This window comes from Halomonas sp. HMF6819 (assembly GCF_044335525.1).
Taxonomy (GTDB): Bacteria; Pseudomonadota; Gammaproteobacteria; order Pseudomonadales; family Halomonadaceae; genus Vreelandella.
The window spans coordinates 1-437 of the sequence record NZ_JBIQVY010000022.1 but is presented as its reverse complement, the minus strand read 5'-3'; the positions used below and the strand labels follow the sequence as shown (position 1 = coordinate 437).

The following is a 437-nucleotide window of genomic DNA, read 5'->3' as shown; positions in this document are numbered from 1 at the left end:
CGGGGCCGAAAGGCCCCGTTTTTCGTTGAGCGCTACTTAAATTTTTATTATGTAAACCGCTTAAAAAGCCTAAAGAAGTGCCGTTAGCAGCCGTTAATTATAATAACGGCGATGCAAGCGCCGATTTAAAGGCCGCTCTTGGGCCACTAAACACCGAGGATTACCCCATGTCCGTTATCAATACCAACATCACTTCCATGATCGGCCAGAACAACCTGAGCAAGTCTCAGGGCATGCTGGCTCAGGCGCAAGAGCGTCTCTCTTCCGGCCTGCGCATCAACAGCGCCTCTGACGACGCGGCTGGCCAAGCGATTGCCAACAAGATGACCGCTCAGATCAAGGGCATGGACCAGGCAAGCCGTAACGCCAGCGATGGTATCTCGCTCGTTCAAACCATGGAAGGCGGTCTGGACCAGATCAACGACAACCTGCAGCGT

1 pseudogene is annotated in these 437 nt (G+C 53.3%); it reads left to right on the top strand.

What is annotated here, in order from left to right:
* Positions 1 to 167 precede the first annotated feature (167 nt).
* Positions 168 to 437: pseudogene (locus ACGLWX_RS18330) on the top strand (flagellin FliC); the annotation flags it as partial.